21 protein-coding genes and 2 pseudogenes are annotated in these 26,752 nt (G+C 65.4%); 10 read left to right on the top strand and 13 right to left on the bottom strand.

Annotated elements, in window-relative coordinates; genetic code table 11:
• Positions 1-61 precede the first annotated feature (61 nt).
• Genes THL1_RS06620 through THL1_RS06605 form a run of 4 tightly spaced genes read right to left on the bottom strand, consistent with a single transcriptional unit; the run spans position 62 to position 2,555 of the window.
• On the bottom strand, positions 62-391 hold the full coding sequence (locus tag THL1_RS06620; RefSeq protein WP_069082517.1) for an AzlD domain-containing protein: 330 nt from the start codon (positions 389-391) through the stop codon (positions 62-64).
• Positions 373-1,104, bottom strand: a complete 732-nt coding sequence (locus THL1_RS06615; protein ID WP_069082516.1) for an AzlC family ABC transporter permease — start codon at positions 1,102-1,104, stop codon at positions 373-375. Before THL1_RS06615 ends, THL1_RS06620 begins: the two co-directional genes overlap by 19 nt.
• A gap of 36 nt (positions 1,105-1,140) precedes the next feature.
• Complete coding sequence (locus tag THL1_RS06610; RefSeq protein ID WP_193791643.1) at positions 1,141-1,980, bottom strand: AraC family transcriptional regulator; 840 nt, start codon at positions 1,978-1,980, stop codon at positions 1,141-1,143.
• 5 nt (positions 1,981-1,985) lie between these two features.
• Positions 1,986-2,555 (bottom strand): GNAT family N-acetyltransferase, encoded by a 570-nt coding sequence (locus tag THL1_RS06605; RefSeq protein WP_069082514.1) that lies wholly within the window; start codon positions 2,553-2,555, stop codon positions 1,986-1,988.
• Positions 2,556-2,807: 252 nt separating this feature from the next.
• Between THL1_RS06605 and THL1_RS06600 the strand changes: the two genes are divergently transcribed.
• Positions 2,808-6,287: a hybrid sensor histidine kinase/response regulator gene (locus THL1_RS06600; RefSeq protein WP_069082513.1), complete on the top strand. Its 3,480-nt coding sequence runs from the start codon at positions 2,808-2,810 to the stop codon at positions 6,285-6,287.
• Between the two features lie 208 nt (positions 6,288-6,495).
• On the opposite strand, the gene THL1_RS06595 is transcribed toward THL1_RS06600, so the two are convergent.
• The gene (locus tag THL1_RS06595) at positions 6,496-6,915 is read right to left on the bottom strand and encodes a hypothetical protein (protein WP_069086431.1); all 420 of its coding nucleotides are present in this window, start codon (positions 6,913-6,915) and stop codon (positions 6,496-6,498) included.
• 166 nt (positions 6,916-7,081) lie between these two features.
• Here THL1_RS06595 and THL1_RS06590 point away from each other — a divergent pair, with 166 nt between their 5' ends.
• Positions 7,082-7,672, top strand: a complete 591-nt coding sequence (locus THL1_RS06590; protein ID WP_069082512.1) for a Crp/Fnr family transcriptional regulator — start codon at positions 7,082-7,084, stop codon at positions 7,670-7,672.
• Here the strand turns inward: THL1_RS06590 and THL1_RS06585 are convergent.
• Positions 7,650-9,380 (bottom strand): AMP-binding protein, encoded by a 1,731-nt coding sequence (locus THL1_RS06585; protein ID WP_069082511.1) that lies wholly within the window; start codon positions 9,378-9,380, stop codon positions 7,650-7,652. The genes THL1_RS06590 and THL1_RS06585 overlap by 23 nt on opposite strands.
• Positions 9,381-9,574: 194 nt before the next feature.
• Here THL1_RS06585 and THL1_RS06580 point away from each other — a divergent pair, with 194 nt between their 5' ends.
• Positions 9,575-10,060, top strand: a complete 486-nt coding sequence (locus THL1_RS06580) for a GlcG/HbpS family heme-binding protein (RefSeq protein WP_083245838.1) — start codon at positions 9,575-9,577, stop codon at positions 10,058-10,060.
• 9 nt (positions 10,061-10,069) lie between these two features.
• Here THL1_RS06580 and zapE read toward each other — a convergent pair whose 3' ends face one another.
• Complete coding sequence (zapE, locus tag THL1_RS06575; RefSeq protein WP_069082509.1) at positions 10,070-11,176, bottom strand: cell division protein ZapE; 1,107 nt, start codon at positions 11,174-11,176, stop codon at positions 10,070-10,072.
• Positions 11,177-11,278: 102 nt separating this feature from the next.
• Entirely contained in the window at positions 11,279-12,514 is a 1,236-nt protein-coding gene (lysA, locus tag THL1_RS06570) for a diaminopimelate decarboxylase (protein ID WP_069082508.1), read from the bottom strand.
• Between the two features lie 120 nt (positions 12,515-12,634).
• On the opposite strand from lysA, the gene THL1_RS06565 reads away from it, so the two are divergent.
• The 4 genes from THL1_RS06565 to THL1_RS06550 all read left to right on the top strand — a co-directional run bounded on the left by THL1_RS06565 (position 12,635) and on the right by THL1_RS06550 (position 17,639).
• Positions 12,635-13,561, top strand: a complete 927-nt coding sequence (locus tag THL1_RS06565; protein ID WP_069082507.1) for a LysR family transcriptional regulator — start codon at positions 12,635-12,637, stop codon at positions 13,559-13,561.
• Between the two features lie 82 nt (positions 13,562-13,643).
• Entirely contained in the window at positions 13,644-15,140 is a 1,497-nt protein-coding gene (locus tag THL1_RS06560) for a PLP-dependent aminotransferase family protein (protein WP_069082506.1), read from the top strand.
• A 117-nt stretch (positions 15,141-15,257) separates the two neighbouring features.
• A complete protein-coding gene (locus THL1_RS06555) occupies positions 15,258-16,331 on the top strand; it encodes a sugar phosphate isomerase/epimerase family protein (RefSeq protein WP_069082505.1) in 1,074 nt (357 codons plus the stop codon).
• A gap of 42 nt (positions 16,332-16,373) precedes the next feature.
• Positions 16,374-17,639, top strand: coding sequence for an MFS transporter (locus THL1_RS06550; protein ID WP_069082504.1), 1,266 nt, complete (start codon positions 16,374-16,376; stop codon positions 17,637-17,639).
• An 83-nt stretch (positions 17,640-17,722) separates the two neighbouring features.
• On the opposite strand, the gene pbpG is transcribed toward THL1_RS06550, so the two are convergent.
• The 5 genes and pseudogenes from pbpG to THL1_RS06530 all read right to left on the bottom strand — a co-directional run bounded on the left by pbpG (position 17,723) and on the right by THL1_RS06530 (position 22,106).
• On the bottom strand, positions 17,723-18,670 hold the full coding sequence (gene pbpG, locus THL1_RS06545; RefSeq protein WP_069082503.1) for a D-alanyl-D-alanine endopeptidase: 948 nt from the start codon (positions 18,668-18,670) through the stop codon (positions 17,723-17,725).
• A 165-nt stretch (positions 18,671-18,835) separates the two neighbouring features.
• A pseudogene (locus THL1_RS31265) lies at positions 18,836-18,958 on the bottom strand (DUF488 domain-containing protein); the annotation flags it as partial.
• Positions 18,959-19,003: 45 nt separating this feature from the next.
• A pseudogene (locus THL1_RS31260) lies at positions 19,004-19,105 on the bottom strand (thioesterase); the annotation flags it as partial.
• Between the two features lie 244 nt (positions 19,106-19,349).
• Positions 19,350-20,228: an SDR family NAD(P)-dependent oxidoreductase gene (locus tag THL1_RS06535; RefSeq protein WP_069082501.1), complete on the bottom strand. Its 879-nt coding sequence runs from the start codon at positions 20,226-20,228 to the stop codon at positions 19,350-19,352.
• A gap of 120 nt (positions 20,229-20,348) precedes the next feature.
• A complete protein-coding gene (locus tag THL1_RS06530) occupies positions 20,349-22,106 on the bottom strand; it encodes an FAD-dependent oxidoreductase (RefSeq protein WP_069082500.1) in 1,758 nt (585 codons plus the stop codon).
• A 237-nt stretch (positions 22,107-22,343) separates the two neighbouring features.
• Between THL1_RS06530 and THL1_RS06525 the strand changes: the two genes are divergently transcribed.
• From THL1_RS06525 to surE, 3 genes are all read left to right on the top strand, one after another.
• Complete coding sequence (locus THL1_RS06525; protein WP_069082499.1) at positions 22,344-23,936, top strand: DUF1302 domain-containing protein; 1,593 nt, start codon at positions 22,344-22,346, stop codon at positions 23,934-23,936.
• Between the two features lie 22 nt (positions 23,937-23,958).
• Positions 23,959-25,341, top strand: coding sequence for a DUF1329 domain-containing protein (locus tag THL1_RS06520; protein ID WP_069082498.1), 1,383 nt, complete (start codon positions 23,959-23,961; stop codon positions 25,339-25,341).
• 172 nt (positions 25,342-25,513) lie between these two features.
• Complete coding sequence (gene surE, locus THL1_RS06515) at positions 25,514-26,503, top strand: 5'/3'-nucleotidase SurE (RefSeq protein ID WP_069082497.1); 990 nt, start codon at positions 25,514-25,516, stop codon at positions 26,501-26,503.
• Positions 26,504-26,752 lie beyond the last annotated feature (249 nt).

Genomic DNA, 26,752 nt, shown 5'->3' with positions numbered 1-26,752 from the left:
TTTCCTGTGGGAGCGAATTCATTCGCGATTGAAATCGCTCCCACAGGGCCGCAGGGGCCGCTCAGATCGGCAACTGCCCCAGCGCCCAGCGCAGCAGGAAGAACAGCACCAGGCCGCCGAGAATGGTCGCCAACAGATGGCGCGTCAGCGCGGCAATCAGGATGGCGCCCAGCCCCGCCAGCAGGTAGGCGTTGTCCAGGGCCAGGTGCAGGTTGTGCCCGTCGGGCATCAGCATCCCCGGCACCACGATGGCGGTGAGCACCGCGGTCGGCACGTAGTGCAGGCCCTGGCGTACCACCGGCGGAAAGCTCAGGCTGGGCCAGGCGAACAGGCTGTAGCGGATGGCGAAGGTGATCGCCGCCATGCCGAGGATCAAGCTCCAGGTTTGCATGAGATGTCCTCCCGGATCAGATCGAGACGATAACGTCGTTCCAGTACCACACCCACGACGATGCCACTGATAGCCGCGGCCATCAGGCCCAGTTTGTAGGGCAGGCCCTGGCAGGCCAGAGCCACGGCAGCGGCCACCAGTGCGGCCGCCACCTGCGGCTTGTTGCGCAGCATGGGCACGACAATGCCGATGAACGTCGCAAGCATGGCGAAGTCCAGGCCCCAGGCCGCCAGGTTGGGCACTGCCTGGCCGAAGAGCACGCCCACCAGGGTGCAGAGCTGCCAATTCAGGTACATGGCCAGGGCGGCGCCGAAGAAGTACCAGTGCTTGTGCGGCGAGTCGTCCTCCTCGGCGTAACGATGCTGCACCACCGCGAAGGCCTCATCGGTCAGCCAGAACGCTAGCGGCATCCGCCAGCGGGTCGGCAGGTGGCGCACGAAGGGCTGCAAGGTGGCGCTATAGAGGGCATGACGCAGGTTGACCACCAGGGTCGTCAGCAACACCACCGCCACGCCGGCACCGCCGCCGAGCAAGGTAATGGCAATGAACTGCGCCGAACCGGCGAACACCAGCAGTGACATGCCCATGGCCTGCCAGCCGGACAGGCCAGCGCCGCCGGCCAGGGTGCCGAAGATGATGCCGAAGGGAATGGCGCCCAGGATCATCGGAACGATGTCTCGGGCGCCGTGAATGAACTCAGTGATACGGGACATGGGGCCTCCTTGTCCCGAAAGGCTAGCGCCTGGCGGTCAGTGGGTATTGAACGATCTTGCGCAGGCGGTGCGATATTCGCCCGGCCCAACGCCGTAGGCCTGCTTGAATTGGCGGGTCAGGTGGCTCTGGTCGGAGAAGCCCAGCTGTGCCGCCACGCTGGCCGGCGCACAACCGGCCTTGAGCAGGGCGCGGGCCTGGTCCAGGCGTTGCTGCTTGAGCCAGGCATGGGGAGGCATGCCGGTGGCCCGGCGAAAGGTCCGGGCGAAATGGAAGGGTGACAACCCCACCTCGGCTGCCAGCTCTTCAAGCGATGGCGGCTCGGCCAGATGCGCGGAGAGAATTTCCCGTGCCTGAGCCACGGCGCGTGGTTCGACCCCGGCTTCACGAGGTACGGCGATACGCGCATGGCGCCGGAACAGCAGCAGAATCGCCTCGCGCCAGGCCGCCTGGACTTGAAGCGCGGGGGTGCTGCCCTCCAGCATCCGGTGCAACCGCAGGAAGGTAGCCACTACCTCGGCGTCCTGGATAACGCTATCGGCGAACCCCGGCAGGCCGTTCATCCGGATATCCAGTTCCTCCAGTACCTCAGTCACCCGCTCAAGGTCCGGGTAAAACCCCCGGTAGCGCCAGCCCTGCTCATGAGCCTTGGAACCGGTGTGCAACTCATCGGGATTGATCAGCACCATGCTGCCCACCGGCGCCAGGTGGTCGCTACCACGGTGACGGAAGCGCTGCGCACCGGACTCGATCACGGTGAACACATAGCCTTCATGCACATGGGGAGCGAAACGCTGCTCGATGTAGCGGGCATGGAGCAGCTCCACTCCGCCCAGCTCGCGGGCCTGCCAGAAGCGCGTAGTCTCGCCGCTCGCCATATCCATCACGCGCTGAAAAGCGCCTCCAGGCGTTGTTTCACTTCTGGCCAGTCGTGGTCAGTGATGCTGTAGAGCACGCTGTCGTCGAGGCGGCCGCCCGCGAGGCGCCGATGGTTGCGCAGCAGGCCTTCGCGCTGGGCGCCGAGCTTCTCGATGGCACGCTGGGCGCGCAGGTTGCTGGCGGCGGTCTTCAGTTGCACCCGCACCAGCTGCCACTCCTCGAAGGCATGGCGCAGCATCAGGTACTTGATCGAGGCATTCAGGCCCGTGCCGTGCTCACCGGCGGCCAGCCAGGTCCAGCCGATCTCGGCAGCCGGCAGGCTGGGAATGAAATCGGCAAAACGGGTGGTGCCCATCAGGTTGTCACCCAAGCGGATGGCGAAGACCACCGCCTGCCCTTCCCGTTGGGCCGCCAGCCCCTGGCGATACCAGTCGGGACGCAGCGGGCCATTCATGTAAACCAGTGCGTCGCGGTTGGCTTCGGCCAGGGTTACCAGCGCCGGGATATCGGCCTCCAGCAGCGGGTCGAGGCGCAAGGCGCCGCGCTGCAGGGTGACCGGTTGTGGATTGAACATCTGCGCCCTCCTCAGGCGTGAAAAACCCTGCCGGATGAGAACGTCGCGTCAAGCGGAAGTGACGTGCAGGGCCCCGCGCGAGATGAACGGAACTGCGCGGGCGAAAGCGCACGCTATCAGCCCCCGTGCAGGGGCTCAAGCACGCCTGCGACCTTGGTCGCAGCAGCCTGACGAATTGCCTGCTTTGGTGCGAAACTGCCGGAAGTCGAATTCCGGCGGGCGCCACCCGCCACCGCACCATCCGGAGTTGCAATGTCGCTGTCCAGCGGGCTGATCGCCACGGTCGCCTTCCTCTACATGGCCGTCCTCTTCGCCATCGCCTTCTATGGCGACCGCCGCAGCGCGCCGCTGTCCCCACGCATGCGCGCCTGGGTCTACAGCCTGTCGCTGGCCGTCTACTGCACCAGCTGGACCTTCTTCGGCGCGGTCGGCCAGGCCGCCGGCCAGGTCTGGAACTTCCTGCCGATCTACCTCGGCCCCATCCTGCTGCTGCTGGTGGCACCCTGGGTGGTGCAGAAGATGGTGCTGATCAGCAAGCAGGAAAACATCACCTCCATCGCCGACTTCATCGCCGCGCGCTACGGCAAGTCCCAGGCCCTGGCCGTGGTGGTGGCGCTGATCTGCCTGGTCAGCGTCCTGCCCTACATCGCCCTGCAGCTCAAGGGCATCGTCCTCGGAGTGAACCTGCTGATCGGCTCCGGCGCCGAATCCTCTGGCACCCGCGCCCAGGACACGGCGCTGATCGTCTCCCTCGTGCTGGCGCTGTTCACCATCCTCTTCGGCACCCGCAACCTCGACGCCACCGAGCACCACCGCGGCATGGTGCTAGCCATTGCCTTCGAGTCCCTGGTCAAGCTTCTGGCCTTCCTCGCGGTGGGTGCCTACGTCACCTTCGGCCTGTTCGATGGCTTTGACGACCTGTTCACCCGCGCCCGCAGCGCTCCACAACTGGAACACTACTGGTCGCAATCCATGGACTGGTCATCGCTGCTGGTGCAGACCGGCGTCGCCATGCTCGCCATCATCTGCCTGCCCCGGCAGTTCCACGTCACGGTGGTGGAAAACATCGAGCCACGCGACTTGCGCCAGGCGCGCTGGGTCTTCCCCATCTACCTGGCCCTGGCTGCGCTGTTCGTGGTGCCCATCGCCCTCGCCGGCCAGATGCTGCTGCCCGGCGGCGTAATGCCGGACTCCTTCGTCATCAGCCTGCCGCTGGCCGAGGCCCATCCGGCCCTGGCACTGCTGGCCTTCATCGGTGGCGCGTCGGCCGCCACCGGCATGGTGATCGTGGAAGCCGTGGCGCTGTCGACCATGGTTTCCAACGACATGCTGCTGCCCTGGCTGCTGCGCCGGCAGAACGCCGAGCGCCCGTTCGAGGTGTTCCGCCACTGGATGCTCTCGGTACGCCGGGTCAGCATCGTGGTGATCATCCTGCTGGGCTACGTCAGCTACCGCCTGCTGGGCTCCACCGCGAGCCTGGCGACCATCGGCCAGATCGCCTTCGCCTCCATCGCACAGCTCGGCCCGGCCATGATTGGCGCGCTGTTCTGGAAACAAGCCAACCGCCGTGGCGTATTCGCCGGGCTCGCCGCCGGCGCCGCGCTCTGGGCTTACACCCTAGTGCTGCCGGTCATGGCCCGAGGCCTCGGCTTGCCGCTGGAGAACTTCCCGGGCCTTTCCTGGCTGATGGCAAACCCCCTGGATCTACCCATCGAGCCCCTGACCCAGGGGGTTGTGCTGTCGCTGGCCGGCAACTGGATTCTCTTCGCCTGGGTGTCGGTGTTCTCCCGTACCCGCGTCTCCGAGCACTGGCAGGCTGGCCGCTTCGTCGGCCAGCAGGCTCCAGCCCGCGCCAGCTCCCGTTCGCTACTGGCCGTACAGGTGGACGACCTGTTGATGCTGGCGTCGCGCTTCGTCGGTGAAGAGCGTGCGCGGCAGAGCTTCATCCGCTTCGCCTATCGCCTGGGGATCAGCTTCAACCCGGCGCAGAATGCCAACCAGGACTGGATTACCCACACCGAGCGCCTGCTCGCCGGCGTGCTCGGCGCCTCCTCGGCGCGGGCCGTAGTGAAGGCGGCCATCGAAGGCCGCGAGATGCAGGTGGAAGACGTGGTGCGCATCGCCGACGAAGCGTCCGAGGTGCTGCAGTTCAACCGCGCCCTGCTGCAAGGCGCCATCGAGAACATCACCCAGGGCATCAGCGTGGTGGACCAGTCCCTGCGTCTGGTGGCCTGGAACCGTCGCTACCTGGAACTCTTCGACTACCCCGATGGGCTGATCAGCGTTGGCCGGCCCATCGCCGACATCATCCGCTACAACGCCGAGCGCGGCCTCTGCGGCCCCGGCGAGGTGGAGTCCCATGTCGCCCGGCGCCTGTTCTGGATGCGCCAGGGCAGGCCGCACACCTCCGAGCGCCTGTTCCCCAACGGCCGCGTGATCGAGCTGATCGGCAACCCCATGCCCGGTGGCGGCTTTGTCATGAGCTTCACCGACATCACAGCCTACCGGCAGGCTGCGCAGGCCCTCAAGGATGCCAACGAAGGCCTGGAACAACGCGTCACCGAACGAACCCTCGAGCTGTCCCAGCTCAACCAGGCGCTGATCGAGGCCAAAGGCACGGCGGAGTCCGCGAACCAGTCCAAGACCCGCTTCCTCGCGGCCGTCAGCCACGACCTGATGCAACCGCTGAACGCCGCGCGGCTGTTCTCCGCCGCCCTCGGCCACCAGCAGGACGCCCTGCCCCGCGAGGCGCGCGAACTGGTCAATCACCTGGACAGCTCGTTGCGTTCGGCCGAAGACCTGATCACCGACCTGCTGGATATCTCGCGCCTGGAAAGCGGTCGCATCACCCCCGACCGCACCGCCTTCCCGCTGGCCTCGCTGTTCGACACCCTCGGCGCCGAATTCAAGGTGCTGGCCCAGGAACAGGGCATGGACTTCCGCCTGCGCGGCAGCAAGCTGCGGGTGGAAAGCGACATGAAACTGCTGCGCCGAGTGCTGCAGAACTTCCTCACCAACGCCTTCCGCTACGCCAGGGGGCGCGTGCTGCTGGGCGCCCGCCGTGAGGGCGATCAGCTGCGACTGGAAGTCTGGGACCGAGGCCCGGGCATTCCGGAAGACAAGCGCAAAGTGATATTCGAAGAGTTCAAACGCCTGGACAGCCACCAGACCCGCGCCGAGAAGGGCCTGGGCCTCGGCCTGGCCATCGCCGACGGCCTCTGCCGTGTGCTCAGCCACACGCTGGAAGTGCGCTCCTGGCCCGGCAAAGGCAGCGTGTTCAGCGTGACCGTACCGCTGGCCCGCACCCCGCAACCGTCGCCCAGTCTTCAAAAGCAGGCCGAGGCCATCGGCCAGGCGCTCAACGGCACCCAGGTGCTGTGCATCGACAACGAAGACAGCATCCTCACCGGCATGCACAGCCTGCTGTCACGCTGGGGCTGCCAGGTGTGGACCGCACGCAACCGCCTGGAATGCGAACACCTGCTGGCCGAGGACGTCCGCCCGCAGCTGGCGCTGGTGGACTATCACCTGGACGAAGGGGAAACCGGAACCGAGCTCATGGCCTGGCTACGCACGCGCCTGGGCGAACCGCTCCCCGGCGTGGTGATCAGCGCCGACGGTCGCGCCGAACTGGTGGCCGAAGTCCACGCCGCCGGACTGGACTACCTGGCCAAGCCCGTGAAACCCGCCGCGCTGCGGGCATTGATCAGCCGGCATGTGAGCCTGCGCTGATCGCAAGCCCTGTTCGTGGGAGCGAATTCATTCGCGAAGGGCCGCGCAGCGGCCCCGTAGGGCGGACAGCGCTTTTCTGTCCACCAACCGGAGCCCAGACCAGCGCCGATGGTGGATGAAAGAGCGCCATCCACCCTACGCCCGAATGCAATCCCCGTTGTGGGAGCGAATTCATTCGCGAAAAGACACGCTCCGGCACACGCGCAGATCAGCCCTCTTCATCCTCCCGCACCAGGACGCAACGCAGGCCGTCATCATCTTCGTTGCAGTCGTACAGGTAGAACATCTGCACGTCGCCGGTGGCCGTGACCACGGCTACGAAGTCACCGGCATCCGCGATGAAAAAGTTGCGGGTCGCCGGGTCGGCCTGGCACTCGATCAGCGCGGTGACAAAGGCGGAGGATTCGATATCACCGAAGTAATCCTCACGGTCCTGGGCACTCCACTCGACCGGTGCCTGGAACGGGCCGGTGAAGAGAATGCGCGCGTCGCCGAGGTCTTCCTCTTCGGCGTCCAGGTCGTTCTCGTCAGGACGGTAGAGAGTGCAATCCAGGGCATCGGCATGGCCAAGCACGGTCTGACGGGCGGCCAGGCGCTTCTCCGGATCGAGGCCGGCGGCCAGGCAGATCTGGGCCCAGCTGTCTTGTTCGCGTGGGGACACGTGGGTGTTCCTTCTTGGTTGGGGCTGAAAAAGGAGTCTAGTGTCAGGCACGCCGGAGCGGCGGGCAATTCTCGATTGAGGGCAACCTGCACACCTGTGCTTAGATGAATCCACTCCCCCCAGGCCGAACCCCATGATCCCCGCCGAAATCCAGGCCCAGTTGCAGGACATCTTCACCGCCCACGGCATGACCGACCCGGCGCTACAGGAATGCCTGACGCAGCTACTCAAGCTGCGCGACTACGAGCGCGACCAACTGATTATCCGCGCGGGTGAACGTCCAACCCACTTCTACGCCATCCTCTCGGGCGTCGCGCGCTACTACTACCTGTCCCCCGAAGGCCGGCAGTGGAACAAGACCTTCTTCCGCGAGGGCCAGTTGATCGGCTCCCTCAGCGCCCACCTCAAGCAGCAACCCTGCACCTACAACATCGCGGCAGTGGAGAAATGCCGCGTCGCCAGCCTGCCCCTGGCCATCCTCGTCCAGCAGGGCGAGCGCTTCCCCCAACTCCTGCAGATGCAGGACCAGGTCATCCGCCAGATCATGCTGCGCAACGAAGACCGTGAAGCGCTGCTGCTGACCCGCAACAGCGAGCAGCGCTACCAGTGGCTGCTGGAGCACGAACCCTGGCTGCTGGACCGGGTGCCCCAGTACCAGTTGGCCAGCTACCTGGGCATGGACCCGGTTTCGTTCTCGCGGGTCAAGCGCAAGCGGGCGGGCTGAGAACGGCGCGCACCCGCAGCCCCAGCGCCGCAGCACGCTCCAGGCAGAAGTCCCGCTGCTCGGCGGGCACGCCCGTCAGGCTTATCCACAAGCCGCCGTCGGCCCCCTGGCTCACCGCACAATGCACGTCGGGGCACAGCTCGCCGACCCGTTCGCCATACAGGCTGGCCGCCGCCATCTCCCGCAGACGCTGCTTGAAGATCTTGCCCACCACCGTCACCGGCAGGGCGTCGACCAGGAACACCCGCTTCGGGCAGGCCGGGCGCTCGGCGATATGGTCGAACGCGTACTGCTGCAACTCGTCAACGCTGGCCGTCTGTCCCTGACGGAGCTGCACGAAGACCACCGGAAGCTCGCCGGCGTATTCGTCCGGCATGCCCACTGCGGCGGCAAGCGACACCGCCGGGTGGCTCTCGAGGCAATTTTCGATCAGCGCCGGGTCGATGTTGTGGCCGCTGCGAATGATCAGGTCCTTGGCGCGCCCGGTGATGAAGAGGTTGCCGTCCGCGTCCAGGTGCCCGAGGTCGCCGCTGCGTAGCCAGCCATCCTCCAGGGGCGGAACGTCCTGCCCCAGATAACCGGCGAAGACGGTGGGGCCACGCACGCAGATTTCCCCGCCGTCGATCTTCACTTCGATGGGCGCAGCCACATGTCCGGCGCTACCGGGGATCGCCGGCTTCTCCAGGTTCGGCAAGGCAATCACGCCCGTGCATTCGGTCATGCCGTAGGCCTGGTAGAGCTCCAGTCCGGTCAGCGCTTTCACCTTTTCGCAGAGCGCCGCCGGCACCGGTGCTCCACCGGACAGCATGTAACGCAGGCTGCCGATATCGTGCCCGCCGATGGGCACCTCAAGCATCGCCGCCACGGAGGTGGGAATGCCGCCGCTCAGGGTAATGCGGTAGTGCTCCACCAGGCGCCAGTGCTGGCGAACCACTTCCGGATTGCGGAAGCCGCCGAGGGTCGGCAACAGCATGCGCAACCCATTGGCCAGACCACCCAGGCTGTTCACCAGGGCGCCGGCCACGTGGAAGATCGGCAGACCGTTCAGCGCGACATCCTCCGGGCCGGCCGCCATCCGCGCACGATAGGCATAGGCAGCGGCCACCTGGTTGGCGTGGGTCTGCCGGGCCAGCTTGGGCAATCCGGTCGTACCGCCGGTGTGGAAGTAGGCGGCGATGTCCTCCGGCCGGGGCAGCAATGCCAGCTCCAGGGCGTCATCGTCGTAGTTCTCCAGCAGGCTGTCGTAGTGGAATTCGCCCGCCTGGGTGAGTACGGAAACGCACTTCGGCAGGTTGGGTAGACGCAGCGCGGCACCCAGCGCCCGCTGCCACAGGTCGGAACCCTCCGCCGGTCCAAGGGCTACCACCAGGTCGGTACCGGCCTTTTCCATCAGGCTGGCCAGGGCCTCTTCGTTCAACAGCGGATTGATCGGGTTGGCGATACCAATACTGGCGGCCGCCCAGAGCAGGCACTGGCTCTGCGGAATGTTCGGCAGCAACAGGGTAATCACCGGCTTGCGCGTGCCCGCAAGGTCCAGCAGCAGGCGTGCGCTGCGGTTGAGTTGCGCGAAGAACGCCGCGTAGCTGAAGTTCTGCTCGCCGATTTCCGTGCCCAGGCTGTGGATAAAGGTCAGGGCGGTCCGTTCCGGGTAACGGGCCGACGAGGCCTGCAGCAGTTCGTAGACAGTGCTGGGAGCGTGGGCAAGCATGGCGGCCTCCTGGACCTGCGCGTTGTTGTGCGCCGATTCTTGGGGACCTTCGCGGAGGCGGCATTAACAAATGTTAAGAAGGCTGGCTAGGCTTGTAAGCCACGGCCAGCGCCTACCCGACGACATCGTTCCGTCGCCCCTGTCTTCCGGCCGAAGGCAAAGGCTCCATGCGTGCTGCGACAGGAGAACGCCCCATGAAACCACTCCAGTTCCTCGCCCTGGGCAGCCTCGCTGCCTGCCTGACAGCCCAAGCCGAAGTCGCCAGCGAAAAGAACATGACCCTCAAGATCGCCAGCGAGATTGCCAATGCCACGGTGCAGGCCTGCACCGCCAAGGGCTACAACGTCACGGCCGCCGTGGTGGATCGCGCCGGCGATGTGCGCGCCATCCTCCGCACGGACAAGGCCGGCCCGCATACCCTCGACTCCGCCCGGCGCAAGGCCTACACCGCCGCCTCCACCAAGCGCAGCACCAGCGAGATGCTGGAGAACGTGCAGAAGAACCCTGCGGCCCAATACCTGCCGATGATCGACGGTTTCCTGGTCGTGGGCGGCGGCATACCGGTGAAGGTAGGCGACGAGGTGATCGGCGCCGTGGGCGTGGGTGGTGCGCCGGGCGGACACCTGGACGACCAGTGCGCTACCGCCGGCATCGAAGCGGTGAAGGATCAGCTCAAGTAGATCCGGCGGTCAGAACCGCGCCAGCTGCATCTCCTTCAGCCGGCTCAGGGTGCGGCGGAAGGGGAACTCCAGATAGCCCTCGGTATAGAGGTGGTTCATGTCCACAGCCGCCTCTAGGTAAAGCGGCACCCGGCGGTCGTAACATTCGTCCACCAAGGCGATGAAACGGCGCACGCCGTCGTCATGCACTGAAAGCTGCGGCAACTCGCGGTCCCCGGCCGCCACCCGCTCGGCACCGTCTTCGGTGCCACGGGCGATACGTCCTTCGCGCCGGGCGGCGCTGAGGTTGGGCACATCGCCGAGGAGGATGGCCGGGAAGCGGTCGCACAGGGCAATGAAGTCCAGCGCCGCCAACGCCTGTTCGCAAAGATCGGCATAGCGGAACCAGGCTGCGGATTCGCACTGGCGAACCACTGGCACCAGGCGATGACCCAGCTCCACCGGCTCACTGGATGCCCCCTGCCCCGCCGCCAGACGATTGAACACCTCGGCAAGCGCACTGAGCCGGCCCGGTTCAGCCACCCAGTAGCGCTGATGAGCCGTACCGGGGTGCAACCGGTGGTCCTGGCCGCCATCCACCGCGACCACCTGCATGTGCCGCTCGATGGCCTCGATGGCCGGCACGAAGCGCTCGCGGTTGAAACCATCAGCATAAAGCTGCTGCGGCGGCTGGTTGGAGGTGGCGACCATGGCCACGCCTTCCTCGAACATCGCCCGCAACAGGCGGCCGAGCAGCATGGCATCGCCGATATCGTTGACGAACAGCTCATCGAAACACAGCACCCGCACATCCCGACCCAGCTCACGGGCCAGGGCCTGCAGCGGGTCCGGCGTGCCGGTGAGCTGGAACAGGCGCTGGTGCACCCAGCGCATGAAGTGATGGAAATGCTGACGCCGCGCCGGAACCCTGAGGCTCTGGTGAAAGCGGTCCATCAGCCAGGTCTTGCCGCGCCCTACCGGCCCCCAGAGATAGACACCGGTAACCTGGCCGGCCTGGTGCAGGGCCTCATGGCAGGCCTGCAGGCAGTCGACGGCGTGGCGCTGGGCCGGGTCCGGCAGGAAACCACCCTGCTCCAGGGCATGGCGGTACGCGAGGAGTGGGGAATCGAAGTTCATGGCGCCGCATTGTGCGGGTTGGCAAGCGACCTGTGTAGGAGCGAATTCATTCGCGATGCGGACCATGGGCCGCTGTGCGGCCCTTCGCGAATGAATTCGTTCCTACAGCTCCAGCGCCAGCAGGTCGGCCAGGGGCTGGCGGCGGCGGATCAGGCGGACATCATCGCCATCCACCAGCACTTCCGGCAGCAACGGGCGGCTGTTGTAGTTGGACGACATGGAGGCACCGTAGGCGCCGGTGTCATGGATCAGCAGCAGGTTGCCGACCTGGGCCGTCGGCAGCGCACGCGGTGCCACCAGGCCACCGTCGTGCTGGGTGAAGACGTCACCGGACTCGCACAGCGGGCCAGCCACTACCGTCTGGCGGGGCGGGGCGGTGACCGGGTTGCCGGCGTCATCCAGCAAGCTCATGTCATGGAAGCTGCCATACATGGACGGACGCATCAGGTCGTTGAAACCGGCATCCACCAGGATGAAGTGGTTGCCGCCCACATCCTTCACCGCGCGCACTTCACTGAGCAGACAGCCGGACTCGGCCACCAGGAAGCGGCCCGGCTCCAGTTCCAGGCGCACTGGGTGTTTCACGATGCCTTCGATATCGCGGCGGGCCTGGTTCCACAGTTCCGCGTAGCGCGGGATATCCACCACCGGGTCGCCCTGGCGGTAGGGAATGGACAGGCCGCCGCCGGCGGAGATGGCTTCCAGGTCGCAGCCCAGTTCACGCACCGCGCCGACCATGGCGCCGCAGACTTCTTCCAGGTGGCTGTAATCCACGCCGGAGCCGATGTGCATGTGCAGGCCCACCAGCACCAGGCCGTAGTCGCGGATCACCGCCATGGCGGCGCCCAACTGGCTGTGCCAGATACCGTGCTTGCTGTTCTCGCCGCCCGTGTTGGTCTTCTGGCTGTGGCCATGGCCGAAGCCGGGGTTGATGCGCAGCCAGACGCGGTGGCCGGGGCTTGCCTGGCCGAGCTGGGTGAGCATGTCGATGGAGCCGACGTTGACCTCGATGCCCAATTCAACGGCGCGCCTGAGGGTGGCGCGGTCGAGCAGGTCGCAGGTCAGCACCACGCCAGCCGGTTCGCCCTTGGGCGAGTAACCGGCCAGCAGCGCGCGCTCGATTTCACCGAGGGACACCGCGTCCACCTGCACGCCCTCCTCGCGCATCAGGCGCAGGATGCTCAGGTTGGAGCAGGCCTTCTGGGCGAAGCGGATCACGTCGAAGCCCTTGAGCTGGGCGATGCGTTCGCGGATCACCGCGGCGTCGTAACACCAGAGCGGGGTGCCGTGTTCACGGGCGAGGTTGGCGAGGGTGGCGGCGGGAATGTTCGGGCGCATGGCGGCCTCCGGAAAAGGAATGACGCCATGATGGCGAGGCCTGTCAATTCAATAAAATACCAATTTATGAATCAGTCATTCATTATCGATATGGACTGACTGCCTTTTCCGAGCGCCCCAATGGACCTTTCCATCCGCCATATCGAAGTCTTCCGCGCAGTGATGACCGCCGGCAGCGTCACGGGCGCCGCGCGCCTGCTGTTCACCTCGCAACCCACCGTGAGCCGCGAGCTGGCGCGTTTCGAGCACCTACTGGGGTTCCGCCTGTTCGACCGCGAGGGTGGTCGCCTGTCCCCCACCGTGCAGGGCCTGGCGCTGTTCGACGAGGTGCAGCGTTCCTATGCCGGCCTGGAGCGCATCGTGGGGGCCGCGCAGGCGATCCGCCGCTTCGACCAGGGCCAACTGGCCATCACCGGCCTGCCGGTGTTCGCCCAGACGCTGCTGCCCGCGTTCTGCCAGGCCTTTATCGAACGCCACCCCGGCGTGCAACTGGCCATCAGCGCTCAGGAGTCCCCCCTGCTGGAAGAGTCCCTGAGCGGTCAGCGGCATGACCTGGGGCTCTCGGAAACCGACCTGCTGCCCCGCGGCACCCGAGGCTCGACCTTATTCGCGGCGGATATGGTCTGCGTGCTGCCCGAAGGCCACGAACTGCTGGCCAAGGCCGAACTGGCGCTGGCGGATTTCCATGGCCAGCCCTTCATCAGCCTGGCCGGCCTGGATATCTACCGGCAGAGCCTGGACGCCCACTTCCTCGCCGCCGGGGTGGAACGCCGGATGGTGGTGGAAACCAGCACCGCTGCCTCGGTCTGCGCCATGGTCCGCCAGGGCCTGGGCCTGGCCATCGTCAACCCGCTGAGCGCCCTGGACGAGGCCGGTCGGGGGTTGCAGATGCGGCGGTTGCAGACCTCGATTCCGTTCCGGGTCCAACTGATCCGGCCCGAGTACCGGCCGTCGTCCGTGCTGGTGGACACCGCCACAGAGGTTCTCCATGAGCAGGCGCAAGCGCGGCTCAGAGCGCTGGAAGCAAGACTGGGACGTTTGGACTGAGACACGCCATGACACGCTCCCTGGCCAGGCTGACGCACAATAGAAACCCGCACTGAATCCGAGACGACAAGGCAGGCACAGAATGAAGTCCCCCCGCGGCATGCTGTTGACAGGAATCGAGCTGGACCGCGCCAGCGCCGTGCCCCTCTACCGCCAGCTCTACCTGCAGGTGCGCAAGCAGATCCTCAGCGGCCGGCTGCCAGGCGGCACGCGGCTGCCCTCGACCCGCACGCTCTGCAAGGAACTCGAACTGTCGCGGATCACGATCCTCAACGCCTTCGACCAACTGACCGCCGAAGGCTTCCTGGCACCGCGCACCGGCGCCGGAACCTATGTCGGCGACGAATGGGAACGCCGTGATGCCCGCGCCGACGAGCCGCGCAAGCCACCGCGCCTGTCGAGCCTGAGTCAATCGGTGCATTCCCTGCGCAGCGAGCTTTTCGGCGGCGTGTCCTACGCCACCTGGGCCCCCGAGTGCCCGACCTCCTTCCTGCCCAGCCACCCGGCCTACGACGCCTTCCCGCTGCCGGTGTGGAAGCGCCTGATGAACCGCCATCTCCGTCACCCCACCAAGGCCCTGCTTGGCTACGGCGAACTAAAGGGCCTGCTGCGCCTGCGCGAAGCCATCGTCGAATACGTCTTCGACGCCCGCGGCATAGAGTGCAGCGTGGATCAGGTGGTCGTGGTATCCGGCGCCCAGCAGGCCTTCAACCTGCTCGGCATGCTGCTGCTCGACCCACAAGACGGCGTGTGGATGGAAGACCCCGGCCACATCGCCGCGCGCATCGCCTTCCAGGCACAGGGCTGCCGACTGGTTCCGCTGCGCATCGACGACCAGGGCCTGGACGTGCAGCAGGGCCTGCGCGACTGTCCGGACGCCCGCCTCGCCTTCACCACGCCCTCGCGCCAGCATCCCCTCGGCACCACCATGAGCTACGCCCGGCGCCTGGAACTGATCGAATGGGCCGGCCGTGGCCACGGATGGATAGTGGAAGACGATTGCGACAGCGAGTTCCGCTACGTCGGCCGCCCTCTACCGGCGCTGTTCGCCATGGATCAATGGCAGAAGGTCATTTACGTCGGCACCTTCAGCAAAGTGCTCTATCCCTCGCTGCGCCTGGGCTACGTGATCCTGCCCGAGGCCCTGGTGGAGCCCTTCTGTGCCATCCGTGCGGTGATGGATCGCAGCCCCTCCACGCTGCACCAGGCAACCACCGCCGACTTCATCGTCGAGGGCCACTTCCTCGGCCATATCCGCCGCATGCGTGCGCTTTACCAGGCACGCCAGGCACGCCTGCTCGAACAATTGCAGCACCGTCTGGGCGGGTTCATGCGGGTCGCCCCCGTGGAAGCAGGCCTGCATCTGATCGGCTGGCTGGATGAAGCCGAGGACGACAACGCCGTGGCACAGGGCCTGGCCCGGCATCAGATCTACACCTATGGCCTGGGCGACTACTGCATCAAGCGTTATCTGCCACCGGGATTGCTGATGGGCTTTGCCGGTACGCCCGAAGAGCAGGCCGCCGAGAAAGTCGAGGCGCTGGCAAGAGCCCTGGAACAACTCGGGCATCGCCTGTAGCCGAGCGCAGCCAAAGTGGTCATAACAATTAAAAAATAATGGCTATATCGATAGCGCCATTCCGGAGAGATAAAGGCAGCGCCGGCCACCCCGGCAGCCTTTTCAGGAATGACAAGAATGAACGCTATCCAAGCACGCTTTGCCGCGCTGCTGCGCCAGAACGCCAGCAGTGAAGCCCCGCCCCCCCTGCTCACGCCCGACCTCGCCACCCGCCTGCTGGAACGCCTCGACAGCCTTCGTCTGTTCGCCCACGGCTACCCGCTACTGACCAACCTGACCCACGGCCGGCTCAAGCCCGCGGACCTGCTGGATTTCGCCTACCGCCACGAGCTGCAGGGCCTGAGCCTGCACCTGCTGGACGGCGAGGAAAACAGCCTGTCGCGGATGAGCCCGGAGCAACTCCGCGCCTTCGCCGACAAGGCCCGCGCCCTGGAACTGGACGTGCACCTGGAAATCAGCAGCACGCGCCGTGAAGACGTCGACCAGGTGGTGGCCGTCGCCCAGGCGATAGGCACTCGCAACATCCGCGTCTACTCGCGCTATGAAGGTCATCTTTCGCGGGTGATGGCGCTGATCGAGACGGACCTCCAGTACCTCGGCCAACTGGCCGACCAGCACGACCTGCACTTCGACTTCGAGCAGCACGAGGAGCTCAAGAGCGGCGAAATTGCGCAACTGCTGCGCCAGGCCGGCAACCCGCGCCTGAACGCACTGTTCGACTTCGGCAACATGATCAATGCCTGCGAGCAACCGCTACCCGCGCTGCAGGACCTTTCCCCGTACATCCGCCAGGTACACCTCAAGGGTGTACGCATCGTCCCCGAACAGAACGGCTTCGGCCATTACGGCGTCCTCCACGGCAGCCCGGAAGATGACCTGCCCGGCGCGCGGATGTTGTTCGAACTGTTGATGCTCGGCGAGCACGCGCCCCAGGTGATCGCCTTCATCCTGGAGCAGGAAAACCACTACATCGCCCCGTCGTTCCGCCAGTCGGACGAGGCGCAAGACCCGTTCATTCCCTACCGGGAGATGAGCGAAACCGCCCTGCCGCCCGGCTACACCGCCGACCGCATGATGGCCGACGAACACCGTTGGGCGAACAACCAGATCCGGCATGTCCGCGGGCTGCTCACCGAGCTGCGCGTGCTGGCGGAACTCACGCTGACCGAGGCCGGCCAATCCTGCGCCTGACCCGCCGGCAGCAATTCACCCTTGATACTGTGGAGAACAAAAATGACAGCACAGGCTAAGGCCAAGTGGCTCAGATTCCTGATCCTCGTCCTCGGCGGCGGCACCATCTACAAGCTCGCCAACCTGAAAGACGCCTTCTACGTGCCCATGCAGGAACACATGGGCCTGAGCCACACCGAGATCGGTACCCTGCTCAGCGCGAACGCCATCATCGCCACCGCCCTGTTCGTGGTCGGTGGTTTCCTGGCGGATCGCTTCGACACCCGCAAACTGATCCCGCTGGGCCTGATCGGCACCGGCGCGCTGGGTCTTTACCTGGCGACCTTCCCCGGCTACAGCCAGTTGCTGATTGTGTTCAGCCTGTTCGCCATCTGCGCCGACTGCATCTACTGGCCCGCATTGCTCAAGGCCATTCGCAACCTGGGCGACGATACCGAGCAAGGACGGATGTTCGGTTTCCTGGAAGGCGGCCGCGGCGTCGTCGATACCCTGGTGGCCTTCTCCGCCCTGGGCGTGTTCGTCGCCATGGGCTCCGGCGAAGCCGGCCTGAAGTCCGCCATCCTGTTCTACTCGGTGATCGATATCGGCGCCGGCCTGCTCACCTGGTTCTTGCTCAAGGAAAGCCGGAAAGGTCCCGCCAGCACAGAAACCATCGGCCTGACCGGCCTGCTGGAAGCCGTGCGAGTACCGGGCATCTGGCTGGTCAGCCTCAACGTCTTCATGGTCTACATCGTCTACTGCGGCCTGACCTACTTCATCCCCTACCTGAAGGACATGTACCAATTGCCGGTCGCGCTGGTCGGTGCCTACGGGATCATCAACCAGTATTTCCTCAAGGTGCTCGGCGGTCCGGCCGGTGGTTTCATGGCGGACAAAGGCTTCCAGAGCCCGAGCCGCTACCTGAAGTGGGCATTCCTGGCACTACTGCCAGTCATGGCGGTGATTCTCACGATTCCCAAAGGGGAAAGCTTCATCTATGCCGGGATGGCCGCCACCCTGTCGTTCGCGCTGATCGTCTTCACCATGCGTGGCGTGTTCTGGGCCCCCATGAGCGAGGTCGGCATTCCCTCGCGCATCACAGGCTCCGCCTTCGGCATCGGCTGCCTGATCGGCTACGCACCCGGCATGTTCGCGTATGTCATCTACGGCGCCATCCTCGACCACTTCCCGGGCGAGCAGGGCTACACCTATGTGTTCGGGCTCATGAGCGTGCTGGCGGTGATCGGTTTCATGGTCTCCAGCCTGCTGCACCGGGCAGTGCGTACACGCATCGGCAGCCCGTCAGGCGAGGCAGTGGCGCAGGCCTGATAGCGCCCCGCGCCGACCAGCCGGAAATGAAAAAGCCAGCCTGGTGACGGCTGGCTTTTTCACGGGATACCGGTTTGCCCCAATCAGGGATTCGCGCTGTTCTGCACCGTCGCCTGGGGCAATTGGCGGTCCTTGTACTGGCGGTAGTTCTTCGCCGCTGCCGGTACCGGACCGCTCTTGCCGGTTTCCAGCCAGCGGCGCATGCGAGTGGCGTCGGCCACATGGGTGTATTTGCCGAAGGCATCCAGCAGCACCATGGCCACGGGGCGGCCGTTCATGTGGGTCAGCATCACCAGGCAGTGGCCAGCTTCGTCGGTGAAACCGGTCTTGGTCAGCTGGATGCTCCAGTCAGCCTTGCGCACCAGGTTGTTGGTGTTGCGGAAGCCCAGGCTGTAGCGCGGTTTGACAAAGGTCACGGTCTTTTCCCGAGTGGTGCTGAGCTGGCTCAGCATCGGGTACTTGCGCGCCTCCTTGAGCAGCACCACCAGGTCGTGGGCGCTGGAGACGTTGTGCAGCGACAGGCCGGTGGGCTCGACGTAACGGGTGCTGGTCATTCCAAGCGCGCGGGCCTTGGCGTTCATCGCCTTGATGAACGCGGAGTAGCCGCCCGGATAGGCGTGGGCCAGGGCAGTGGCCGCGCGGTTTTCGGACGACATCAGGGTCATCAGCAGCATCTCGTGGCGACTCACCTGACTACCCACACGCACGCGCGAATACACCCCTTTCATATCCGGGTTGTCGCGGATGGTCACGGTGAGGATCTCGTCCATCGGCTGCCTGGCTTCCAGCACCACCATGGCGGTCATCAGCTTAGTCACGGAGGCGATGGGTGCAACCCGGTCGGAGTTGCGGGAATAAAGGACCTTGTCGGTCTTGAGGTCCAGCAGCAGGACGCTGCCGGAGGCCAGGTGCAGTTGCGCCGGATCGCGTACCGGCAACGGCAGTTCCTGGGCTTGGACTGGCGAACCTGCAAGGACGAACAGGCAGGAACCAAGGACGAACAGCTTGGCGATCGAACTACGAATTTTCACGATGCGTCCAGTAACGAAAAAGAAGAAAAGAGGAAATGAAGCGTAGGACCCATACCTGCAAAGTATAGGAATGAAGGCGCTGAAATACTCAGCGCCTTCCGTCGACGGGGCGCGATTTTGCGCCTTTGGTCGAATGGCCGCCAGAGGGAAGTCGACGGCGGAGGGTTACCTGATAACGGCGCCCCGCTCGCTGAACAATTGGCGCAACAAGGAACGGTGGCAGCGGCTTTCGTCCTCGCAGTAGCAACCCACCGCGAAATCGCTGCTGTGGGACAGCGCGGCGAGCAGGTGGCATTCGCGGAAGTACTCGATCTCGTCCTTCATCACGACCGGCCCCAGGCGCAAACGGCGGAACTCGGACATGGGGAATCCACGGTGGGCGAAGTACATCATGCGCACGTCGGCGGACTTATCGAGGTAGGCGGTATTGCGCATGTGGGAGTTGAAGTCCATGTCGCCTCAACCGGCGATAAGGGTCTTCTGGTACATGAGGAGGCTCCGCAGCAAGGGGATTCGGGTGTTGCGGGCAGGGTGAATCAACGCTTTCGGTTTGTGGTGGGGACGAACTCATTCGCTATACAGACCGCTGGCCTGCCCTGCAAAATCGCATGGGACTGCTACGCAGCCCTTAGCGAATGACTTCGCCCCCACAGGATCATCACCCCCGAGCATAGGGCAATCAGATCACCCGCGCCGGGTGCTGCTGGCGCGGGCTGCCGAGCATCTCGCGATAGGACGGAGGCTGGCGGCCCTCGGCTTCGCTGATGCCATAGCCCTGAGCCAGTTCCGCGGTCACCAGGGTCTGGCCGGACAGGCTGGGAAGCTGCGGGTCGTTGAGCAGGGCGTGGATGACGCGGCCGTTGAATTCCGGCGTCTCCGCCATGGCCAGGAAGGCCTCGTACTGCTCGGCGCGGGCCTGGCCGGCGATGGCGGTGCGCTCGGTGCGCTGCGGTCCCAGCCAGAGGGAAACGGCGCTGGCGCCCGTGCCTTCGAAATCCACCGCCATGTCCGCGGCGAACTTGTCGACGCCGCTCTTCTGCGCGCCGTAGGCCGGGCCATGCATGTAGCAACCGGCGCCATAGGAGGACACGAAGGCAATCAGGCCGCTGCCATTGCGCACCAGCAAAGGCGCCGCGTGGTAGCTGGCGACGTAGGCCGAGCGCAGGCCGATGTCGAGGATGTCCACCAGCTCCAGCGGTTTCGCCCAGAAGGGGCCCGGGTCGATCAGGTTCTCGTGAAGGAAGGCCGCGTTGTTCACCAGCAGGTCCAGACGGCCCTGCTCCCGTTCGATACGGGCAAAGAGTGCGCGCACCTGCTCGTCGTCACGATGGTCGCAGTGCACGGCGATGCCCACTCCGCCGGCGCGGGTCACCGCTTCAGCAGTTTCCGCCAGACTACCTGGCAACAGTTGGCCGCGCAGGCGGCTGTTGCTTTCGGTGCTGGAACGGCCGCTGAGGTAGACGGTCATGCCGGCCGCGCCCAGGGCGATGGCGATGCCCTTGCCGACGCCTCGGCTGGCGCCGGTGACCAGGGCGATAGGGGGTTGGCGTGTAGTCATGGGTACTCCTGGATAGGTAGGGTGCGCCGTGCGCACCAAAAAACCCGTGCAAGTGTTCCGGTGCGCACAGCGCACCCTACGGGGCAGCGAGGAAAGGGCCGCGTAGCGGCCCCAACAGGGTCAATTGGGCAGGCCTTCGGCCTGTTTCGCGGATGAATTCGCCCCCACCGCTTTCTGCTCCCCATCATGTATATGGCTGGCCGCGAGGAAGCCGAAAACCATCGCCGGGCCGATAGTGGAGCCGGCGCCCGGATAGGTGCGGCCCATCATGGAGGCGGCGCTGTTACCAATGGCGTAGAGCCCGGCGATGGGGGTGCGATCGTCGCGCAGCACACGGGCATGGACATCGGTAAGCAATCCACCCTTGGTGCCGATGTCGCCAGCGTCGACTTTCACCGCGTAGAACGGCGCCTTCAGCAATGGCGCCAGGCAGGGGTTCGGCTGTACCGTCGGGTCGCCGTAGTAGCGGTCGAAGAGGGATTCGCCCTTGTGGAAATCCTCGTCCCGGCCGGCTTCGGCCATCGGGTTGAAACGTTCCACGGTGCGCAACAGGCCAGTCGGGTCGACGCCGATCTTCCCGGCCAGTTCGACGAAGCTGTCAGCCTTGTGGAAGTAGCCCTGCAGGTGCGCCGGCAAGCGGTTGTCGGGCATGGCGTAGCCCGGCACCAAGGCGCCGCAGGGGTACTTGCGCCGGAATTCGGCGTCGAACACCAGCCAGCAGGGCACGCTGGTGGCGCCTTTGCCGTCGTGGGCGTACATGGCGTAGACGATGTCGGTGTAGGGCGCTGCCTCGTTGACGAAACGCTGCCCGGCCGAATCCACCAGCATGCAACCGGGCAGGGTGCGCTCGACGAAGAGCGCGCGCTGCTTCTCTTCGCCCTCCACGTGTGTGGTAGGGGCCCACCAACTGTGGCCCATCAGCGCAGTCGCGGCGCCCAGGGCCTGGCCGGCGCGAATGGCGTCGCCGGTGTTGTACGGCGGAGTGGCACTCCAGGCGCTGCGGGATGGCTGCGGGTGATACTGGCTGCGCATGTCCTGGTTGCGCTCGAAACCTCCAGCGCCGAGCACCACACCACGACGGGCCTGGATCAGCAGGCGGCGGCCTTCTCGAACAACCTCGGCACCCACCACCCTGCCCTCCTGTTCGATCAGCCGTTCCAGCCGGCAGTTCAGCCAGAACGGCACATTGCGTTCCAGCAACGAGCGGCGCAGGGCGGCGACCAGCGCGTTGCCCAAGGTCAGGAAACGATCGCGCTTGGAGCGCACGCGCCCCGGCAGGTCCCGCCAGTAGCGCCAGAGAATTTTCAGGGTCAGGCCTAACCAGCCGGGGCCGCGACAGAGCAGCACCTGGGCTTCCTTCATGGTCATGGTCATGCGGCCCATCATCAGGGTGCCGGGTGAAGGCTCACGCATACGGGCGAACTCGTCGCCCAGAAGACGCGCATCGAAGGGCAGCGGGTCCATGGAGCGGTAGCCGGGCTTGCCGCCGGGCACTTCCGGGTAGTAGTCGGCGTAGCGCGGCTGGGCCTCGAAGCGTACGTGGGAGTTGGCTTCGAGGTAGCGCACTACCTGATGCCCCTGTTCCACGTACGCCTCGATGCGCCCGTCGTCGATTTCACCCTGGGTCACGGCGCGGATGTAGGCGATGGCTTCTTCCGCCGAATCCTGCCCGCCGAGGGCCTCGATGCGGTGGTTGCAGGGAATCCAGATTCCCCCGCCGGACACCGCCGAGGTGCCGCCATAGCGGTCACTCTTTTCCACCACCAGCACCGTCGAACCCAGGTCGCGGGCCCGCAGCGCGGCCGTCATGGCACCGGCTCCCGATCCCACCACCAGCACGTCGCAGCTGTCGTCCCATTGCAGGTTGTTCGCGCTCATCGGGTTGCTCCCTTGTTGTTCTGTGTGCGCAGTCCAGGCCGATTCTCGGCAGCCCCTCGAGCGCCAACATCGTCCGATGGGACTAACGGAACCGGGGCACCGGCTCGCCCAAGCCGCGTAGTCCCTTCGGACGATGTTGCCCGCCAGCGCTGACCACATAGTCACTCCGCCTCATTCAACCAACCCCCAGGTGTGGTCCACGTGCGGCTGCGCCACGACTCCCCGGAGAGGGACCCGATGATAAGAACAACAAACGGCAACACTCGAAAACCGCTCGACCGGGCGATCCATTTCGCTTTGGTGGGCCTGCTGGGCGGGCTGGCCACTCCGAGCCATGCAATGAGCTTCAACCCGAACCCCGACATCAAGGTCGACTGGGACACCACCCTGAGCTACGGCCTGGCCTGGCGCCTGGAGGATCGCGACCATCAGTTGAGCGAGCAGGCGCGCAACCCGAACGGCAACGACGGCGACAACGCCTTCGACCGCGGCAGCCTGATCAACAACCGCGCCAGCTTCCTCACCGAAGTCAATGCCGCCTGGCGAGAGGACTTCGGTGTGTTCGTGCGCGCCACCGGCTTCTACGATGCGGTGTACGACCAGGGCAACGACAACGGCACCGGCACCTCCAACTGCTTCTCCGGTGGCCGGTGCTCGCGTCCCGATCGTTTCTCCGACGAAACCATCGACCAGCATCGCGACGACCTGCGCTTCCTCGACTACTACGCCTACGGCACCTGGGACCTCGCCGGACACAGTTTCAACCTGCGGGTCGGCGACCAGGTGGTGAGCTGGGGCGAGAGCCTGTTCTACCAGGGCATCTCCTCCGCACAGAGCCCGGTGGACGCCACCAAGTCGACCAGCCCCGGCGTCGAGGTCAAGGAAATCCTCTTGCCGGTCGGCCAGGTGTTCGCCCAGTACAGCCTGACCGACGACCTGAACCTGCAGGCGTACTACCAGTACGAATGGGAAAAGACCGAGCTGTTCGGAGTCGGCAGCTACTTCTCCACCACCGACTTCATCGACGAAGGCGGCTTCAACGATGCCAGCGGTTTCCTGCGCCGGCTGCACGACGACAAACCGTCCGACAGTGGCCAGTACGGCGTGGCCCTGTCCTACACCGCCGAATCGCTGAACAACACCGAGTTCGGCCTCTATTACTCGCGCTTCCACGCCAAGACCCCGGTGCTCGATTTCCAGACGGACCTGGGAAGCTACCGTGCCCGCTACTTCGAAGACATCGACCAGTACGGCGCGAGCTTCGCCACGGTGCTCGGCGACACCAGCTTCGCCGGCGAGGTGAGCTACCGGGATGGCCAGCCAGTGATGGTCGCCAATGCCTTCAGCAGCGCGGTGCGTGCAGAGACCCTGCAAGCACAGACGTCGGTGATCCACGTGGTAGGCCCGACCTCCTTCGCAGACAACACCACCCTGGTCGGCGAGCTGGTCTACAACACCGTGCTCGACAACGACAAGTCGGAACCCTTCAGCCCCTTCCCCGGATTCAGCCTGGCAGGCACCGACACGCTGGTCCAGGACCGCGACGCCTGGGGATACACCGTGCAGGCTTCGTTCGACTACAACAACGTCTTCAGCGGCTGGGACCTGACCGTGCCGGTCACCTACAGCACCGCTGCGCAACACGACAGCGCCCTGCTTGGCTCGATCAACGACGGCCAGGGCGACGACCGCATGAGCATCGGCACCAACTGGCGCTACCTCGGCAATTTCTCGGTTGAAGCGCTCTACAGCGCCTACCTCGGCAATGCCAACAACGCGTCACTCGCGGACCGCGACAACATCGCCCTCACCTTCAAGTACCGCTTCTGAAGCCCCAATGGAGGAGCGCAGCATGTCCATGATCACCCCTACCCTTTTCCGTGCGGCCCTTGCCACCGCCCTGCTCGGCAGCAGCCTGGCCGTCCATGCCAAGGTCAGCGGCACCGAGGCCGCGCGCCTCGGCCAGGACCTGACGCCAATGGGCGCAGAAAAGGCCGGCAACGCCGATGGCAGCATCCCGGCCTGGACCGGCAAATGGCGTGGCACGCCGCCCCAGGTGAAATTCGCCGGCCCCGGCACGCCCTACCCGGACCCCTATGCCGACGAAAAGCCCCTGTTCGTCATCACCGCACAGAACATGGAGCAGTACGCCGACAACCTCAGTGACGGCGAAAAGGCGCTGCTCAAGCGCTATCCGGACACCTTCAGGATGCCGGTCTACCCGAGCCACCGCGACTTCCGCCAGGACGAGCAGGTCGAGACGTACATCCGGCAGAACGCCCAGAACGCCGAACTGTCCAGCGACGGCTATGGCACCACCAACGCCTGGGGCGCCTCGCCATTCCCCATTCCGAAGAATGGCAATGAGCTGATGCTCAACCACACCATGCAGGGCCGCGCTTCCAAGGAAGAAGCTAACTACGTGCAGGTGGTCAACTATGCCGACGGCAACAAGGTGTTCGAGAAGGTCAACTACAAGATCTATTCGATCTGGTCATCGCCCGAGTTCGACCTCGACAAGTCCGGCGGCGTGCTGTCGCACTTTCTCCTGACCAACCTGGAACCCGTGCGCAAGAAAGGCGAGATCATCGTCGGCCACGAGTACATCAACCCGGTCAGCCAGCCGCGCCAGGCCTGGCAGTACACCCCTGGCCAACGCCGGGTCCGCCGGGCCCCGACCGTCGGCTACGACTCGCCGACAGGCGCCGGTGGTTTCCGCGTGTATGACGAGGACCGCCTGTTCAACGGCGCGCCAGACCGCTACGACTGGACCATCGTCGGCAAGCGGGAGATTTTCATCCCCTATCACAACTACAAGATCGACGACCCCAGCGTGACCCACGAGCAACTGCTCTCCAGTAGCGGGCATCTCAACCCCGACTACATGCGCTATGAAAAACACCGCGTCTGGGTAGTCGAAGCCAAGCTCAAGCCAAATGCGCGGCACATCTACGCCAAGCGCGTGCTTTACCTCGACGAGGACACCTGGGCCGCCGCCCTGGCCGACAACTACGACAGCCGCGGGCAGTTCTGGCGCACCAATATGCAGACCTCGATCTACGCCTACGACCTGCAGCGCTTCCATGCGCGCCTGGGCATGTACCACGACCTGATCGCCGGTTCCTACATGGTCGACCGCATGCTCGACGAGCAGAAGCCGGCCCTGCTGAACGCCAGCAACTTCTCCGCCAGCGACTTCACCCCGGGGAACCTGCGCAAGCTGGGTACGCGCTGATCTTCGGTCCTCTCTCGATACGCCAACCGGCCGCGCCCGGTTGGCGCTTCCTGGCATGCATTCCCCGAATCCACCGCATGACGACGCAGCCCTCTGCCAGTTCACGCGGGATGCCCTCTCACGCGGGGAACCATCCCGAGTGTCAATGCAGTCCTCACCCATGGAGATAACAATGAAAAAACTGCTCGCCGCCTCCCTGACCCTTGCCGGCGTCACCTTGGCGCAACCTGCCAGTGCCCTGAACATCTTCCTGACCAACGACGACGGCTGCCGCGCCCCCGGCATCGGCGCCGTCTACCAGGCGCTGGTCGCCGCCGGCCACCAGGTAACCCTGGTGGGCCCGCAGAACGACAGCAGCGGCATCGGCGCCGCCAGCGTCGTGGTGCCCGGCCAGGCCGTCGCCATCACCCAGCTCGCCCAGGACAAGTATTGCGTCGGCGCGCCCGCGGGTTACACGCCGCCGGCCGGCAAGACCTCGGCCATCGGCACCCCGGTGGACGCGGTGAACGTCGGCCTCGACCTGCTGCTGAAAGACAACCGCCCGGACCTGGTGGTTTCCGGCACCAACTTCGGCGATAACGTCGGCCCGTTGACCCAGATGTCCGGCACGGTCAACGCAGCGGTACGCGCAATGTTCAAGGGCGTGCCGGCGGTGGCCGTGTCCACCGCCATCGACCTGCCACTGATCAGCCAGAACCCGCAGGCCGGCTACCAGAAGACCCTCAACGCCATGGACGACACCGCACGCTTCGCGGTCCGCGTGATCAACCGCGCCGCTGCCGTCGGCGCCGAGGCCAGGCGCATCTGCGAGCAGAGTCAGGGCAAGGCCAAGGCCCACTGCGAAACCAACGTGATCGGCCTGCCGGGCAACACCGGGCTGAACATCAACTACCCGGCGATGGAATCGGGCGAGGTGAAGGGCGTGGCCTTCGCCCCGATCAGCGACTGGGGCAACGTGGTCTTCGCAGCCCAGCAGGGCGCTGACGGCGTGGTTCGCGTCAACCTCGTCGCCCCGTCCGCACCCACCGCCGAGCAGAAGCAGGGTGATGCCTACCAGCTGTCCCTCGGCAAAGCGGTAATCACCCCCATCGACGGCAACTACACCGCCTCACCACTGGTCCAGGCGCAGGCGAAGCTGATGCTGGGTGGAGTGACGCCGTAAGGCTTGAGTGATGGAACAAGAAGCCCCGCCGACGCGGGGCTTCTTCTTTTTTGCAGTAGGGTGCGCCATGCGCACCAAGGCGATGGTTACGACAACCGAGTCTGTCTCCTGGTGCGCGCGGCGCACCCTTGTATCTCGACTACCACCCTCTCAAGGGGTGATAGTCCCCGACTGATCATCGGGGGAGAGCCAGGAAGCCGTGTCCACCCTTAGGCCTCGAGCCCGACCCGTAGATAGTGCCCTGGCCCT

It is taken from the genome of Pseudomonas sp. TCU-HL1, assembly GCF_001708505.1.
In the GTDB taxonomy this organism is placed as follows: domain Bacteria; phylum Pseudomonadota; class Gammaproteobacteria; order Pseudomonadales; family Pseudomonadaceae; genus Metapseudomonas.
The sequence above is the reverse complement of the archived record's forward strand: the minus strand, read 5'-3'. Positions and strand labels throughout refer to the sequence as shown.